This is a genomic window from Pantoea sp. SS70 (genome assembly GCF_029866845.1).
GTDB lineage: Bacteria > Pseudomonadota > Gammaproteobacteria > Enterobacterales > Enterobacteriaceae > Pantoea > Pantoea leporis.
Genome location: NZ_CP117199.1, coordinates 4,150,213 through 4,166,392 on the forward strand (window position 1 = coordinate 4,150,213; position 16,180 = coordinate 4,166,392).

Sequence of the window (16,180 nt, forward strand, 5' to 3'; positions counted from 1 at the left end):
TTGCGCCGCTACAGTATGTAAAAAAATTGCAGGACTAATCGATACGGGCGCCGGAGCCGCCCTCTTCCAGTGCTCCGTCAGAATCGGCGGGCAGCACGATATACACACCTTCGAATACCGCGCCCAGCTCATCATCCCCAAACAGCTCCACTTCCATCTGCACGCGCGCTTTGCGGCCACGCGCCAGACGATCAAGATCGCCGCTGAGCGAGCCGAGATCGGCAATCGCGCCCGGACGGCCGCTGATCGGTTCGCTGTAGCGAATATGCGCATCCGCCAGAATAATGGTGCCACCGAGATGGCGCTCGCGCAGCAGCAGCCAAATTAAACCCCAACCGGTGAGCGTGGCGAGCGAAAACAAGCTGCCCGCAAATAGGGTGTGATGGGGATTCTGGTTGCCCGCTTCGGGCATGGTGGTAACGAATTTCTGCCCGGTATATTGCAGAATGCGCACGCCCATTTTTTCACTCAGCGGAATGTGCTCGTACCAGGCTTGTTGCAGCTGTCCGCACCAGTCGGCGCGATGCAGAATATCGTCGAGCGTCACGACCGGTTTTATCATCAGGAAGTGGCGCACTGGCGTAGTTTGCGGCGCGGTGATTTCGCCCTGGTTGACGTAGCCGAGCTTGGCAAAAAATTCGACGGCGTCTTCACGCGCGCTACAAGTGACGCGTTTTGCCCCTTCCTGACGCGCGACCGATTCCAGCGTCATCGCCACCAGCGTGCCAAGACCTTTGCCCTGCACCGAAGGATGCACGGCAAGGAAGCGAATCGCGGCTTCGTTCTCGGCATTGATGTACAGACGGCCGATTGCCACCGGTTTGCCTTGCTCATCCACCACCATTTGATGATGCGCCAGCGCATCCCAGGCATCACGCTCAGAACCCTGCGGCTGACGCAGCGGCTTTCGTAACATTTCCCAGCGGAACTGGTAATACATATCCAGCTCTTCCGCCGTTTGCGGTACGCGAAGATGATACATAAAGTGATTCTCTCGTTCGAAGCTTGCGTGGCTAAGTCCTTGCCGCTCGGCTGAAACCCTCACACCTGTAACCAGAAGGTCACCGGACCATCGTTTACCAACGAAACCTGCATATTGGCGGCGAAGCGCCCGTTTGCGGTGGCCACACCCTGTGCACGGCAGCAATCGCTAAAGTATTCATAGAGGCGCTCGGCTTCCGCCGGTTCTGCGCCGCCAGAAAAAGAGGGACGCATACCTTTATTGGTATCTGCAGCGAGAGTGAATTGCGACACCACCAGCACGCTGCCACCTGCCTGCTGCACATTAAGATTCATTTTGTCATTCTCATCCGCAAAGATACGGTAGCCCAGCACGCGCTCGGTTAATCGCTGCGCTTTTTGTTCGTCATCGCCCTTTTCCACACCCAATAACACCAGCAAGCCGGCGCCAATTTCGCCCACTGTCGCGTCGTCAACGCTGACACTGGCGCGGCTGACGCGCTGAATCAAAGCAATCATGTTTCCTCACGTTCTTTTTCGCGTTCCTGCTGTTTTAGCTGGCGATAGTCATCCAGCGTGACGGTGATTTCCGCGCCTAACAACACAATACACCACGACCAATAGACCCATAGGAACAGAATGGGGATGACCGCCAGAACGCCGTAAATTAACTGATATGAAGGGAACATCGTAACATAGAGCGCAAAGCCTTTTTTACCCAGCTCGAACAGCAATCCGGCAACAATGGCGCCGATCAGTGCATCACGCGTCGGCACGCGCCGCGTCGGCACAATGCTATACAGCAGCCAGAAAGCGAGGATCGAGAGGCACAGCGGGAATATGCGCAGCAGATGATCGATCAAGCTGGTGACGCCCGTGACGTTTACCCAGCGCAGCGACAGCAGATAGGAGCTGAGCGCTAAACTTGCGCCGGCCAGCAGCGGGCCCAGCGTTAAGATCATCCAGTAAACAGCAAAGGAGTAGACCATTGGACGCGGTTTATCGCTGCGCCAGATGGCGTTCAACGCGCTGTCCACCGAATGCATCAGCAGCAGCGCGGTGACGATCAACCCCACAATGCCGACCGCCGTCATCTTATTGACGTTGGCGACAAACTGATCGAGATAACGCTGAATCACGTCGCCCGTTGCCGGAATGAAGTTGGTAAAGATGAAGTTCTTCAACTGCACGCTGATGTCCGAGAACATCGGAAAAGCAGCAAACAGAGCGAACACCACTGCAATCAGCGGCACCAATGCCAGCAATGAGACGTAGGCGAGATTACCCGCCTGCGTCGTCATGTTGTCATCGTCAACGCGTCGCCACAGCAGTTTTACCCACAAATAAAAGGCATGCGCCGAGTGGCGCAGATGTCGATGGTTCAGCACTCAGAGACGACCTGCAAACCAGTCCGGCACAGTTTTCTCATCAACCACCAGCACGCTCTCAATGCCGAGTGCGCGCGCAGCGTCGATATTGGCTTGATTATCATCGAAAAATACCGCCTGATCGGCCTGATAACCTTCGTGCTGCAGCACATAGTTGTAGATGCGCGCTTCCGGCTTACGCATGCCGATATCCTGCGACATATAAAGATGATCGGCCGCCTGTTGAACATCGGGATATTGGGTTGGCCAGAACTCGAAGTGCAGCTGATTGGTATTGGACAGGATCACCACGCGCTCGCCATTGGCACGCAGCTTGTTCATGATCGCCAGCGTTTCCGGACGCACGCCGACAAAGACCGCCTGCCAGCCAGCGGTGAATTGCGGATAGCTCAACGCGATATCCAGCTGGTCGCAAATGCGCGCAGCAAATTCTGGATCGCTGATTTCGCCACGTTCGTGTTTCTCAAAAGCCTCATCCATGCGGAAACGACTTTGTAGCGTGGATAACGGCACGCGCCCTAAGTCGCTCCAGACGCCGAGCACACGATTGAAATCGATATCAACAATCACATTGCCTAAATCAAAGATGTACAGCATGACGACTCTCCTTTTCGTTCCCTGGATCATTCACTTTAGCGGCAAAAGTGGGAGCTGAACAGGGACGAGGGGCGGGAAATCAGTAATCTGGAAGCGGAGGCAAACTTCATTAAGCGAGCGTTGCAGCGGGTTGCAGGCATAAAAAAGCCCCGCGGGTGCGGGGCTCAATATCAGACTGTTTCGCTTACTCTTTGCTGCCGCGAGAAGAACGTTTACGATCGTTCTCGGTCAGATGACGTTTACGAATACGGACTGACAGCGGAGTCACTTCTACCAGTTCGTCATCATCGATGAACTCGATAGCCTGTTCCAGCGTCATTTTCTGCGGTGGAACCAGAGTGGTGGCTTCGTCAGTACCTGACGCACGCATGTTGGTCAGTTTCTTACCGGTCAGGCAGTTTACTGTCAGGTCGTTAGAACGGCTGTGAATACCAATGATCTGGCCTTCATACACTTCCGCACCGTGACCGAGGAACAGCTTGCCGCGATCCTGCAGACCGAACAGGGCGAACGCTACCGCTTTACCCTGACCGTTAGAGATCAGCACGCCGTTCTGACGCTGGCCCACTTCGCCCGGACGAACATCGTCATAGTGGCTGAAGGTGGAGTACAGCAGACCGGTACCTGAAGTCATGGTCATGAATTCGTTACGGAAGCCGATCAGACCACGGCTTGGGATCATGTAGTCGAGACGTACACGGCCTTTACCATCTGGATCCATGTTTTTCAGATCGCCTTTACGCTCACCCATCGCTTGCATCACAGAACCCTGATGGGTTTCTTCGATGTCGAGGGTCACGTTTTCGAATGGCTCCTGCTTACGGCCTTCGTGCTCGCGGAAGATAACTTTCGGACGGGATACCGCCAGCTCGAAACCTTCACGACGCATGTTTTCGATCAGAACCGACAAGTGCAGCTCACCACGACCGGAAACGCGGAACGCATCCGAATCTTCGGTTTCTTCAACGCGCAGTGCCACGTTGTGTACCAGCTCTTTGTTCAAACGCTCCAGAATCTGGCGCGAGGTCACGAACTTACCTTCTTTACCGCAGAACGGTGAGGTGTTCACGTTGAAGAACATGGTAACGGTTGGCTCATCAACGCTCAGGGCTGGCAGCGCTTCCACATTCTGCGTGTCGCAGATGGTGTCAGAGATGTTCAGCTCGCCCAGACCGGTGATGGCGATGATGTCGCCCGCTTCTGCCAGGGTACTTTCGATACGTTCCAGACCCAAGTGGCCCAGCACTTTACCGACTTTACCGTTACGGGTTTTGCCTTCGCTATCAATGATAGTGACCTGCTGGTTCGGCTTCACGGTACCGCGCTTGATGCGGCCGATGCCGATCACGCCCAGATAGTTGTTGTAGTCCAGCTGCGAGATCTGCATCTGCAGTGGCGCTTCAACTTCAACCTGAGGTGGAGAAACGTGGTCAACGATCGCCTGATACAGCGGGGTCATGTCGTCAGCCATGTCGGTATGTTCCAGACCCGCGATACCGTTCAGCGCCGAAGCGAAGATAATCGGGAAGTCCAGCTGCTCGTCAGTCGCATCCAGGTTAACGAACAGGTCAAATACCTGATCAACAACCCAATCAGGACGCGCGCCCGGACGGTCAACTTTGTTGATAACCACAATCGGCTTCAAACCATGAGCAAATGCTTTCTTGGTTACGAAGCGGGTTTGCGGCATAGGGCCATCCATCGCATCTACAACCAGCAGCACCGAATCCACCATGGACATGACGCGCTCCACTTCACCACCGAAGTCGGCGTGTCCTGGGGTATCAACGATGTTGATACGGTAGTCATTCCATTTGATGGCGGTGTTTTTTGCGAGGATGGTAATCCCACGCTCTTTCTCCAAATCGTTGGAGTCCATTACGCGCTCAGTCGCTTCGGTACGAGCATCAAAAGTACCGGACTGTTGGAGCAGCTTGTCAACCAGGGTGGTCTTACCATGGTCAACGTGCGCGATGATGGCGATGTTACGCAAATTTTCGATCACAGCTTTGCCTCAGGCATTATAGAAATAACGCGGTATTGTACACGGATTAAGCGGAAGACTGAACATGATCACAGATTTCGCCGAAAGTTTCTTGTAGCGCTGATTTTTAGCACCGTTTACGGTGCATTAATCTGCACTGCGATAGTAATTTGCACCAAATTAGTGCTTAACTTCACCTGTAGCGCACCATAACGATGCATGCAATCCATCCTGGTGCAGCCTTCGACTCACGAAAGGGCGCATTGTAGCGCCATTTTCGCCATTGTCATAAAGTTGGCACAGAATTCGCTTTATATATTTTAAGCGAAAACGACAGTTATAAAACGGTTGAAAGAGCTTGCCGAGATCTTTGGTTAGGAGTGGTCAGCAGTCGTGACACATTCCCGGCAACGAAGTTCTCTCACCATGACGATAATGACCATTTCCAGGAGAGTTGAGTATGTCCGCTGAACACGTTCTCTCGATGATGAACGAGCATGAAGTTAAGTTTGTTGACCTGCGTTTTACCGATACCAAAGGTAAAGAACAGCACGTTACTATCCCTGCTCACCAGGTTAACGCTGACTTCTTCGAAGAAGGCAAAATGTTCGATGGCTCCTCCATCGGTGGCTGGAAAGGCATTAACGAATCAGACATGGTGCTGATGCCGGATGCAACCACTGCAGTCATGGATCCGTTCTTCGAAGACTCGACCCTGATCATCCGTTGCGACATCCTTGAGCCAGGCACACTGCAGGGCTACGACCGTGACCCACGCTCCATTGCTAAGCGTGCAGAAGAGTTCCTGCGTTCTTCAGGCATCGCGGATACCGTGCTGTTTGGACCAGAGCCAGAGTTCTTCCTGTTCGATGACATCCGTTTCGGTTCTTCTACTTCAGGTTCACACGTGGCTATCGACGATATCGAAGCAGCCTGGAACACCGGTAAAGAGTACGAAGGCGGTAACAAAGGTCACCGTCCAGGTCTGAAAGGCGGTTACTTCCCAGTGCCACCGGTTGACTCAGCACAGGACATCCGTTCTGCTATGTGTCTGACCATGGAGCAGATGGGTCTGGTGGTTGAAGCACATCACCACGAAGTAGCCACAGCTGGTCAGAACGAAGTGGCAACCCGCTTCAACACCATGACCAAAAAAGCTGACGAAATTCAGATCTACAAATACGTGGTGCACAACGTTGCTCACGCGTACGGCAAAACGGCAACCTTTATGCCTAAGCCAATGTTCGGCGATAACGGTTCTGGTATGCACTGCCACATGTCTCTGTCAAAAGGCGGCGTGAACCTGTTCTCTGGCGACAAGTACGGCGGCCTGTCTGAAACTGCTCTGTTCTATATTGGCGGTATCATCAAGCACGCTAAAGCGATCAACGCCCTGGCGAACCCAACCACCAACTCCTACAAGCGTCTGGTCCCAGGCTACGAAGCGCCAGTTATGCTGGCTTACTCTGCCCGTAACCGTTCTGCTTCTATCCGTATCCCAGTGGTTGCCAGCCCGAAAGCACGTCGTATCGAAGCTCGCTTCCCGGATCCAGCGGCTAACCCATACCTGGCATTCACCGCGCTGCTGATGGCCGGTCTTGATGGTGTTATCAACAAGATCCACCCTGGCGATGCGATGGACAAAAACCTGTATGACCTGCCACCGGAAGAAGAAGCTGAGATTCCAAAAGTTGCAGGTTCTCTGGAAGAAGCACTGAACGCACTGAACGAAGATCGCGAGTTCCTGACCCGTGGCGGCGTGTTCACTGATGACGCTATCGATGCGTACATCGAACTGCGTAAGCCAGAAGTTGACCGCGTGCGTATGACTCCGCACCCAGTTGAGTTCGAACTGTACTACAGCGTTTAATTTAAAAATTTCAGCTCCCTGTTCACGCACTCTTTTTGCTGCGTGAACAGCCTGAAAGATTTTTAATTGCCGTGGAAACTTTAGCCCATCTCCGGATGGGCTTTTTTCTCCGCGCATTCATGGTTCGAAGCACAGATTTCCGTCCTGAAAGGCTATAATGCACTAAATTAGTGCAGAGGAACGCTGTATGGCAACTGGCACGCTGCCCGACGCGGGGCAGATTCTCAACTCCCTGATCAACAGTATTTTGCTGGTCGATAACGATTTAGTTATCCATTACGCCAATCCGGCGGCTCAGCAATTACTGGCGCAAAGCTCACGTAAATTGTTCGGCACGCCATTACCGGAATTAACCGGCTATTTTTCGCTGAATATTGAGGTGATGAGCGAGAGTCTCGGAGCTGGCCAGGGCTTTACCGATAGCGAAGTCACTCTGGTGGTTGATGGCCGCGCGCACATTATGTCGCTCACGGCACAGCGCTTACCGGATGGCTTTATTCTGCTGGAAATGGCGCCGATGGATAATCAACGTCGTCTTAGCCAGGAACAAATTCAGCATGCTCAGCAGGTCGCTGCCCGCGATTTAGTGCGCGGTCTGGCGCATGAGATTAAAAACCCGCTGGGAGGATTACGTGGCGCCGCGCAGCTACTGACTCGCGCGTTACCCGATCCTTCCCTGCATGAATATACGCGCATCATCATTGAGCAAGCCGACCGCCTGCGTAATCTGGTTGATCGTCTGCTTGGCCCGCAACAGCCGGGCTTGCACGTAACGCAAAGTATTCATCAGGTTGCCGAACGCGTGGTGAATCTGGTGTCGATGGAGCTGCCGGATAACGTTTCGCTGGTGCGTGATTACGACCCAAGCCTGCCGGAACTGCCGCACGATCCCGACCAGATTGAACAAGTGCTGTTGAATGTGGTGCGAAACGCGCTGCAGGCATTGGGCGATGAAGGCGGCACCATTGTGATTCGTACGCGTACCGCCTTCCAGCTCACGCTGCACGGCACGCGTTACCGCTTAGTCGCGCGTATTGATATTGAAGATGACGGCCCAGGCATTCCGGCCCAGCTACAAGATACCCTGTTCTATCCGATGGTTAGCGGACGCGAAGGCGGCACCGGTTTAGGTCTGTCCATCGCCCGTAGCCTGATCGATCAGCATTCAGGAAAAATAGAATTTAACAGTTGGCCAGGTCACACCGAATTCTCGGTTTACCTGCCTATTCGCCAGTGAGGTTTCTATGCAACGAGGGATAGTCTGGATCGTCGATGACGATAGCTCCATCCGCTGGGTGCTTGAAAGGGCACTCACTGGAGCCGGTTTGAGCTGTGCAACCTTTGACAGCGCTAACGAGGTATTGGACGCGCTCGCAAGCAAAACCCCAGACGTATTATTGTCAGACATTCGTATGCCTGGCATGGATGGACTTGCGCTGCTGAAACAGATTAAGCAGCGCCATCCGATGCTACCGGTGATCATTATGACCGCACACTCCGATCTGGATGCGGCCGTCAGCGCTTATCAGCAAGGTGCGTTTGATTACCTGCCAAAGCCGTTTGATATTGATGAAGCGGTCGCGCTGGTTGAACGTGCGATTAGCCACTATCAGGAGCAGCAGCAGCCGCGTAATCAGCCCGTCAGCGGCCCAACCACCGACATTATCGGCGAAGCGCCGGCAATGCAGGATGTGTTCCGCATCATTGGTCGTCTTTCACGCTCCTCAATTAGCGTGCTGATCAATGGTGAATCCGGTACCGGTAAAGAGTTGGTGGCACATGCGCTGCATCGCCACAGTCCACGCGCGAAATCTCCTTTTATCGCGCTGAACATGGCGGCGATTCCCAAAGATTTGATTGAATCAGAGCTATTTGGTCACGAGAAAGGCGCGTTCACCGGTGCCAACCAGATTCGTCAGGGACGTTTTGAGCAGGCCGATGGCGGCACGCTGTTCCTTGATGAAATTGGTGATATGCCGCTTGATGTGCAAACCCGCTTATTGCGCGTATTGGCCGATGGCCAGTTTTATCGCGTTGGCGGCTATGCGCCGGTGAAAGTGGATGTGCGTATCATCGCGGCAACCCACCAGAATCTTGAGCTGCGCGTGCAGGAAGGCAAATTTCGTGAAGACTTGTTCCATCGTCTTAACGTGATCCGCGTTCATCTGCCGCCGCTGCGTGAACGACGTGAAGATATTCCGCGCCTGGCGCGTTACTTCTTGCAGGTTGCTGCACGCGAGTTAGGGGTGGAAGCGAAGATTCTGCATCCCGAAACCGAAACCGCGCTGACGCGTCTGCATTGGTCCGGTAACGTGCGCCAGCTGGAAAATACCTGTCGCTGGTTGACGGTGATGGCAGCTGGCCAGGAAGTGTTGATTCAGGATCTGCCGCCTGAACTGTTTGAATCCAGCACGCCAGACAATCCGGTGCAATCGTTGCCGGACAGCTGGGCTACGCTGCTGGCGCAGTGGGCAGATCGCGCCTTGCGTTCCGGTCATCAAAACCTGTTGTCGGAAGCACAGCCGGAGATGGAGCGCACGCTGCTCACCACCGCGCTGCGTCATACACAAGGGCACAAACAGGAAGCGGCGCGCTTGCTCGGCTGGGGACGAAATACCCTGACGCGTAAGTTGAAAGAGCTGGGGATGGAATAACGCGCACGTTTTGCGTTTTGAAACCGGGGAGCGAATGGGCTCCCCGTTTTTTTATATCACTCGCGAGAATTGCTGCATGCGCACCTTTTGGCGCATATACACATCGAAGCACATACAGATGTTACGAATCAGCAACCGACCGACGCCGGTAACGTGCAGGCTGCGACCGTGCTGCTCCACCAATCCATCCGCCACCAGCGGCGCTAACAGCGCTAAATCCTCGGCAAAATAGTGTTCAAACTCAACCGGGTATTGCGCCTCTACCGCGGCAAAATCCAGTGCGAAATTACAGATTAAGGCTTTAATCACATCGCGGCGCAAACAATCATCGTTACTCAAGGTAAGCCCGCGCCACAGCGCATTGCCGCGCTGCTCGACATCTGCGTAATAGGCTTTCAACTCTTTGTGATTTTGCGCATAGCTGTCGCCCAGCATGCTGATGGCCGACACGCCCAAACCGAGCAAATCGGTTTCGCCCTGTGTGGTGTAACCCTGAAAATTACGATGCAGTTCGCCAGCGCGTTGTGCCACCGCCAGCTCATCATCCGGACGCGCGAAGTGATCCATACCGATAAACTGATAGCCTTCGCCGGTTAAGGTGGCGATGGTTTCCTGCAGGATCTGCAGTTTCTGTGCTGCACCTGGCAGCTCCTCATCTTTAATTTTACGCTGCGCAGCGAACAGTGAAGGCATGTGCGCATAATTGAAGACGCTGAGGCGATCGGGATTGAGTGCAATAACGCGCTGTAAAGTAAAGGCGAAGCTTTCCGGCGTTTGCAGCGGTAAGCCATAAATCAGATCAAGGCTGACCGAACGGAAGCCTTGCTCACGCGCACGCTGCACCAGAGCGAAGATGGTTTCTTCATCCTGCACGCGATTTACGCGCTCCTGCACCGCTTTATTAAAGTCCTGCACGCCCATGCTCAGGCGATTAAAACCTTCCGCGCGCAGATGATCGATCATCTCCAGTTCGATTTCACGTGGATCAACCTCGATCGACATTTCGACGTCATCGGCAATCGTAAAATGCTCGCGTAGCAGTGCCACCAGCCGGCTCACCTGCTGCTGGTTGAGGAATGTCGGCGTGCCACCACCCCAGTGCAATTGAGTGACGCAGCGGCCCGCAAATAAAGGTGCACGCTGACGAATTTCCAGCTCCAGCACATCAAGGTAGCGATCGGCTTTATGCAGCTGGCGCGTCACGATTTTATTGCAGCCACAAAAATAACAAAGCCGATGGCAAAACGGGATGTGCACATACAGCGATAACGGACGATCGGGATAGCGCTGCACGGCTTGCTGAAAATCTGCCTCACCAAATTTCTCACTGAATTCGAGCGCGGTGGGATAAGAGGTATAACGTGGGCCAGCGTAATTGTATTTTTCGATGAGGCGCTGATCCCAATCAATCTGCTGCGATGACATGCTCACTCCTTACGGTGACGTCGTCTGAGAGAGGGTCGCGTAGCAGAAGAGTGGACGAAGCGATGGGCTGAACGCCGACGTAAACGCGACTTAAGACGCGACAGGCGGCGTAGTTTAAACAATAACCAGAGCAGATAACATGTCAGCAGCAGCGCGAAAATTGATCCAGGCCAAAACATAGGTGAATACCTGTTTAGCGCGGCATGCGCGAAAACGCATGCCGATCAAAATTTGCCTTAATTACCTTTTAGCAGGCGCATCATATCTTCTTCCGCCTGCTCATCTTCCGCTTCGTCATCCAGCGCGATGCCCAGCGTTTCCATCAGCTCATCGATGCGGTCTAAGGTTTGATCCAGCCAGGCCTGATCTTCGCCACTCAAGGTTTCACCGTTTTCCAGGCGATCCAGCAGCGTATCCAGACGTTCGTCATTTTCCAGCTTCGCCAGCTCTTCTTGCGGCGTCAGGCGAACTTTTTCTGCTTTTGGCTTTGATTTCGCTTCAGGCTTTTTCGCCGGCTGGGTTTTACCATCAGCAACTAATGCGATCGGCTTTTTGCTGCCCAGGCGTGGATCCTGAGCTTTTTTACCCTGACCTTTGCCAGCGGCTTGCGTTTCCGGATTGGCGCGGCTGCCAGATTTATGGCCGCTATGTTTTTTATCGCGTTTGCGATCGCGCGCTTCCTGATTGAGGTCTTCACGCGATTTGCGTTTGGCTTTCGCAGCAGGTTTGCCACGCGGGGCTGATGCAGGTTGCTTCATGGTGTCCGGTCTCGGCGGTGCTTTGTGAGTTCAGTATAGAATTGCGGCGAAATCTAGCAGAAAGTAAGCAAAGAAAAAAGGCGATAGCCTATGCTATCGCCTTTTATCGCACCTTCATATGAAGGAAACACTGAATAAATCCTTTACGGCTCACAACGTCCCGGTTGCTCCATCGCCACATCGCTCCTGCGATTAATCCCTGTCCTTGTTCGATTCCTGCCTGAATCGCTTCCCGCCATGCTCTTGGTCATCCCCGACACTCCTGAGCTCATCATCCTGATGGGTGCTGCCGTGCACTGACAACAAATGTAGACTAATAGGTAAAATGAACAAGTGAGACTTGTCTCTATTTTAGAGTGGCATTGCCTAAAATAATTTCAAATCATTGAAATATAACATTTAAATGGATTGTTAATATTCCATGAAGCGGTAATCGCTGGCAGTAAAAATCCTAGATCTCTTACAAAATGGCGCATTTGGACGCTATCGGGTACTTTTGCGCCATTACAGGTATAATCAGCCCAATTGCCCGATTCATTTTGCTGGAGTTTCACTTTGTCTGCTTTGAACTATCACATGACCCATTTCATGCTCAGCGCCCCCGATATTCGCCACTTACCGGCGGATGTGGGTATTGAAGTTGCTTTTGCCGGGCGCTCGAATGCAGGCAAATCCAGCGCGCTGAACACCATCACTAACCAAAAAGGTCTGGCCCGTACCAGTAAAACGCCAGGTCGTACCCAGCTGATTAACCTGTTTGAAGTGGTTGAAGGTAAATGTCTGGTCGATTTACCCGGTTATGGCTATGCCCAGGTTCCGGAAGAGATGAAGCGCAAATGGCAGCGCTCGCTGGCGGAATATCTGCAAAAACGTCAGGCGCTGAAGGGTCTGGTGGTATTGATGGATATTCGCCATCCGCTGAAAGACCTCGATCAGAACATGATTGAATGGGCCGTGCAGAGCCAGATTCCCGTGCTGGTCTTACTGACCAAAGCCGACAAACTGGCATCCGGCGCACGTAAAGCACAGCTGACGATGGTGCGCGAAGCGTCGCTGGCCTTTAACGGTGATGTGCAGGTGGAAATGTTCTCGTCGCTGAAGAAGATGGGCGTTGATATTGTGCGTAAGAAGCTGGACAGCTGGTTTAGCGAACTAGAGCCAGCGCAAGAAGGCGACGGCGAAGAAACAGCAGAGTGATTTTGTTGCGGCTTTTGAGAAAAAGCCCAATAAAAAACGCCCCAGTCATAAATGACTGGGGCGGCTAAATATTCAGCCAAATCCGATTACGTGAAGTAAAAGGTCTGAAAGATAGAACATCTTACCTCTGTACCCTACGCGACAAACTCTACCTGATTTTCAGCGCCCTACAAAGGGTTTTTTGTTGTTAAGTTTCAGGATTCGACATCTTTTTTACTAAGCTCATCACACTTTCACGCGTTCGATGTAGTTTAATTACTAAAAAAATGCTTAGACGATAGGCAGTTACAAAACGCGCATTTAATAGACCGCTTTGTGAGGTTGCTGAACCGATTAAGTAAACTTTTTTCTTATGATGATGCCAGCGGCACGCAAATACCGCTGAATCAGCATGATCAGTGTGCCTCATCCCAGTTATCGCCGGTGCCTACTTCCACCTGCAGCGGCACATCCAGCTTCATGCTGTTCTCCATCAGATCACGGATGGTCTTAATGGCGCTATCCACTGCATCGCTGCGGATCTCAAACACCAGTTCATCGTGTACCTGCATAATCATGCGCACGGCATCGTCTTTTTGCTCCAACAGCCAGCCATCAACCGCAATCATCGCGCGTTTGATGATGTCTGCTGCCGTGCCTTGCATTGGGGCATTAATCGCCGCTCGCTCCGCCGCTTTACGACGAATGGCATTGCTGGAGGTGATATCAGGCAGCCACAAACGACGACCATCGAGCGTTTCTACATAGCCTTTCTCTGCTGCCTTCGCGCGCGTCTCTTCCATATAACGCAGCACGCCCGGATAGCGTTCAAAGTAGAGATCCATGTATTTCTTCGCCTCACCCGCACCGATATTGAGCTGGCGGGAAAGACCAAACGCGCTCATTCCGTAGATCAGACCAAAGTTGATCGCCTTAGCACTGCGACGCTGCTCACCTGAAACTTTGCTTAACGCCACACCAAACACTTCTGATGCGGTGGCACGGTGGATATCTTCGCCCTGGGCAAACGCATCCAGCAGGCCTTTGTCTTGCGACAGATGCGCCATGATACGCAGTTCAATCTGTGAGTAGTCCGCGGCAACAATGCGATTGCCCGATCCGGCGATAAACGCCTGGCGGATTCGGCGCCCTTCTTCGTTGCGCACCGGGATATTCTGCAGGTTAGGATCGGTAGACGAGAGTCGTCCCGTCGCCGTTACCGCCTGATGATAGGATGTATGTACGCGGCCGGTAAGCGGATTGATCATCAATGGCAGCTTATCGGTGTAAGTCGATTTCAACTTCGATAAACCACGATGTTCCAGAATCACTTTCGGCAGTGGATAATCAAGCGCCAGCTCAGCCAGCACCTCTTCGCTGGTCGACGGCGCGCCGCCCGGCGTTTTCTTGGTCGGTTTAATACCCTGCTTTTCAAACAAAATGGTTTGCAGCTGTTTAGGTGAAGAGAGGTTAAACGGTTCGCCTGCCAGCTCGTGCGCTTTCAGCTCAAGCTCGGCCACACGCGTGGTCAGCTCCTGCGAGTGTTTCGCCAGGATATTCTGGTCAATCAGCACGCCGTTGCGCTCAATCCGCGATATCACCTTCAATAACGGCATTTCGATCTCTTCAAATACCTGTTTCGGCCCCGCTTCCGGCTCCAGTTTCTCCCACATTTTCAGATGCAATTGCAGCGTGACATCGGCATCTTCCGCCGCGTAGTGGCCGGCTTGTTCGATAGCAATCTGATTAAAAGTGAGCTGATTTTTACCTTTACCCGCGATCTCTTCGAAAGTCACCGTTTTATGGTTTAGCCAGCGCGCGGCCAGACTGTCCATATCGTGTTTTCCGCCCACGCTATTCAGGCAATAAGATTCCAGCATGGTGTCAAATTTGATGCCGTTCAGTTCAATGTCGTAATTCTTCAGCACGCCGCGATCGTATTTGAGATTCTGACCAACCTTCGCCGCGTTACCATCCTCCAGCAGCGGTTTTAGCTGCTTCAGCACTTCGCTGCGATCCAGCTGATCTGGCGCATCCAGATAATCGTGGGCGACCGGCAGATAAGCGGCTTCACCCGGCGCGACGGCAAAACCAATGCCGACAATATTGGCGCTTAAAGTATCCAGCGAGTCGGTCTCAAGATCGAAAGCGAAGAGCTCGGCGCTTTTCAGCTTTTTGAGCCATGCGGCAAATGTCGCTACATCGAGGATAGTGACGTAGCCATCCGCAGAGAGCACGCTGGTCGCTTCGGCAGCGGGCGCAGCAGGTTCGCTGAGCTGCGGTTTCTTAGCCTGCGCGTTGCTCTTCTTACCTTGTTGCAGCCATGAACCATCCTGCAAATCGGTGATCCAGCGCTTAAATTCATAACGGCTAAACAAGGTTTTCAGCGCTTCGACATTGGGTTCATTGACGACAAGCTGATCGCAGGTCAGATCCAACTCAACGTCGGTTTTGATGGTTGCCAGCTGATAAGACAGGAACGCGACGTCGCGATTTTGCTCCAGCTTCGCCGCCATGGTTTTCGCACCGCGGAACGAGAGATCGGCCACTTTATCGAGATTGTCATAGATTGACTGCATACCGCCTAAGCCTTGCAGCAACGCCTGCGCAGTTTTCTCACCGACTCCCGGCACGCCTGGAATGTTGTCCGAGCTGTCGCCCATCATGGCGAGGAAATCGATAATCAGTGCTGGCGGCACGCCATATTTCTGCTCGACCTCTTCCGGACCGAGCACGGTATTCGTCATGGTGTTGATCAAGGTAATCGCAGGCGTCACTAACTGCGCCATATCTTTATCGCCGGTGCTGATCAACACCGGACGGCCGAGTTTTTCCGCCTCTAGCGCCAGCGTACCGATAACGTCATCCGCCTCAACGCCAGATACCGCCAACAGCGGCAGGCCCATCGCCTTCACCATTTCATGCAGCGGCTCAATCTGCGCACGCAGATCGTCTGGCATCGGCGGACGGTGCGATTTGTAGTGTTCAAAAAGCTCATCGCGGAAGGTTTTGCCTTTCGCATCGAAGACCACAGCCACATGGCTTGGCTGATACTGCATCAACAGGCTTTTCAACATGTTGAGCACACCATACATGGCGCCAGTTGGCTCGCCTGCACTGTTCGTTAGCGGCGGAAAGGCATGATATGCACGGTACAGATAAGATGAGCCGTCGACCAGAATCAGGGGATTTTCTGCAATTTGCGCCATAGGTTCGTATTTTCTTCGTTGCGATAATGAGGGCTATAAGGATGCCACAACCAGAGGAGAATGTTGAATGCACTCGGGGAAGTCAGGATCTTTTTCGTCGTTACGCGGCACAGATCGCAAGGATCAAACTGTGGATAAGTTTGTGCGTAAAAATCATAA

Annotated in this window: 12 protein-coding genes; 4 read left to right on the plus strand and 8 right to left on the minus strand. The window is 53.0% G+C overall.

Translation table 11 applies throughout. The annotated features are described in order from the left end of the window. Positions 1-34: 34 nt before the first annotated feature. From fabY to typA, 5 genes are all read right to left on the minus strand, one after another. Positions 35-982: a fatty acid biosynthesis protein FabY gene (gene fabY / locus PO881_RS19240; protein WP_280172251.1), complete on the minus strand. Its 948-nt coding sequence runs from the start codon at positions 980-982 to the stop codon at positions 35-37. Positions 983-1,041: 59 nt separating this feature from the next. Further along, positions 1,042-1,479 (minus strand): D-aminoacyl-tRNA deacylase, encoded by a 438-nt coding sequence (dtd, locus tag PO881_RS19245; RefSeq protein WP_101760716.1) that lies wholly within the window; start codon positions 1,477-1,479, stop codon positions 1,042-1,044. Further along, positions 1,476-2,348, minus strand: coding sequence for a virulence factor BrkB family protein (locus PO881_RS19250; RefSeq protein ID WP_101760717.1), 873 nt, complete (start codon positions 2,346-2,348; stop codon positions 1,476-1,478). The genes dtd and PO881_RS19250 overlap by 4 nt, the downstream gene beginning before the upstream one ends. Further along, entirely contained in the window at positions 2,349-2,945 is a 597-nt protein-coding gene (gene yihX / locus PO881_RS19255) for a glucose-1-phosphatase (RefSeq protein ID WP_101760718.1), read from the minus strand. It lies immediately after the preceding gene. Positions 2,946-3,129: 184 nt separating this feature from the next. Next, positions 3,130-4,950, minus strand: a complete 1,821-nt coding sequence (typA, locus tag PO881_RS19260; protein ID WP_008109794.1) for a ribosome-dependent GTPase TypA — start codon at positions 4,948-4,950, stop codon at positions 3,130-3,132. 439 nt (positions 4,951-5,389) lie between these two features. Between typA and glnA the strand changes: the two genes are divergently transcribed. The 3 genes from glnA to glnG all read left to right on the plus strand — a co-directional run bounded on the left by glnA (position 5,390) and on the right by glnG (position 9,453). After that, the gene (glnA, locus tag PO881_RS19265; RefSeq protein WP_007885243.1) at positions 5,390-6,799 is read left to right on the plus strand and encodes a glutamate--ammonia ligase; all 1,410 of its coding nucleotides are present in this window, start codon (positions 5,390-5,392) and stop codon (positions 6,797-6,799) included. A 187-nt stretch (positions 6,800-6,986) separates the two neighbouring features. Further along, a complete protein-coding gene (glnL, locus tag PO881_RS19270; protein ID WP_008109798.1) occupies positions 6,987-8,036 on the plus strand; it encodes a nitrogen regulation protein NR(II) in 1,050 nt (349 codons plus the stop codon). 7 nt (positions 8,037-8,043) lie between these two features. Continuing rightward, on the plus strand, positions 8,044-9,453 hold the full coding sequence (gene glnG / locus PO881_RS19275; RefSeq protein WP_008109800.1) for a nitrogen regulation protein NR(I): 1,410 nt from the start codon (positions 8,044-8,046) through the stop codon (positions 9,451-9,453). 51 nt (positions 9,454-9,504) lie between these two features. On the opposite strand, the gene hemN is transcribed toward glnG, so the two are convergent. Both hemN and yihI read right to left on the minus strand, forming a co-directional pair. Next, on the minus strand, positions 9,505-10,878 hold the full coding sequence (gene hemN / locus PO881_RS19280) for an oxygen-independent coproporphyrinogen III oxidase (protein WP_280172252.1): 1,374 nt from the start codon (positions 10,876-10,878) through the stop codon (positions 9,505-9,507). A 236-nt stretch (positions 10,879-11,114) separates the two neighbouring features. Then, positions 11,115-11,636: a Der GTPase-activating protein YihI gene (gene yihI / locus PO881_RS19285; RefSeq protein ID WP_280172253.1), complete on the minus strand. Its 522-nt coding sequence runs from the start codon at positions 11,634-11,636 to the stop codon at positions 11,115-11,117. Positions 11,637-12,191: 555 nt separating this feature from the next. Between yihI and yihA the strand changes: the two genes are divergently transcribed. Further along, positions 12,192-12,833 (plus strand): ribosome biogenesis GTP-binding protein YihA/YsxC, encoded by a 642-nt coding sequence (gene yihA / locus PO881_RS19290; RefSeq protein ID WP_101760721.1) that lies wholly within the window; start codon positions 12,192-12,194, stop codon positions 12,831-12,833. A gap of 395 nt (positions 12,834-13,228) precedes the next feature. Here yihA and polA read toward each other — a convergent pair whose 3' ends face one another. Beyond that, positions 13,229-16,021 (minus strand): DNA polymerase I, encoded by a 2,793-nt coding sequence (gene polA, locus PO881_RS19295; protein WP_280172254.1) that lies wholly within the window; start codon positions 16,019-16,021, stop codon positions 13,229-13,231. Positions 16,022-16,180 lie beyond the last annotated feature (159 nt).

Coding starts and splice junctions, on each gene's coding strand:
- fabY (WP_280172251.1), bottom strand. CDS start 982: ATGTATCATCTTCGCGTACCGCAAACGGCGGAAGAGCTGGATATGTAT.
- dtd (WP_101760716.1), bottom strand. CDS start 1,479: ATGATTGCTTTGATTCAGCGCGTCAGCCGCGCCAGTGTCAGCGTTGAC.
- yihX (WP_101760718.1), bottom strand. CDS start 2,945: ATGCTGTACATCTTTGATTTAGGCAATGTGATTGTTGATATCGATTTC.
- glnA (WP_007885243.1), top strand. CDS start 5,390: ATGTCCGCTGAACACGTTCTCTCGATGATGAACGAGCATGAAGTTAAG.
- glnL (WP_008109798.1), top strand. CDS start 6,987: ATGGCAACTGGCACGCTGCCCGACGCGGGGCAGATTCTCAACTCCCTG.
- glnG (WP_008109800.1), top strand. CDS start 8,044: ATGCAACGAGGGATAGTCTGGATCGTCGATGACGATAGCTCCATCCGC.
- hemN (WP_280172252.1), bottom strand. CDS start 10,878: ATGTCATCGCAGCAGATTGATTGGGATCAGCGCCTCATCGAAAAATAC.
- yihI (WP_280172253.1), bottom strand. CDS start 11,636: ATGAAGCAACCTGCATCAGCCCCGCGTGGCAAACCTGCTGCGAAAGCC.
- polA (WP_280172254.1), bottom strand. CDS start 16,021: ATGGCGCAAATTGCAGAAAATCCCCTGATTCTGGTCGACGGCTCATCT.